Genomic DNA, 243 nt, shown 5'->3' on the forward strand with positions numbered 1-243 from the left:
CTTCTCCCGAAGTTACGGGGTCATTTTGCCGAGTTCCTTAACGAGAGTTCTCTCGATCACCTTAGGATTCTCTCCTCGCCTACCTGTGTCGGTTTGCGGTACGGGCACCTCCCGCCTCGCTAGAGGCTTTTCTTGGCAGTGTGAAATCAGGGACTCTGGGGACAATTCCCCTTGCCATCACAGCTCAATGTTATAGGAACGGGATTTGCCTCGTTCCACACCTCACTGCTTAGACGCGCATGA

General features: G+C 53.5%; 1 rRNA gene. It reads right to left on the reverse strand.

Features of this window, described 5'->3' with window-relative positions:
* Nucleotides 1-243: ribosomal RNA gene (locus AWV70_RS21990) — 23S ribosomal RNA — on the reverse strand; the annotation flags it as partial.

This window comes from Sporosarcina koreensis, assembly GCF_001531445.1.
GTDB classification, from domain to species: Bacteria; Bacillota; Bacilli; order Bacillales_A; family Planococcaceae; genus Sporosarcina; species Sporosarcina koreensis_C.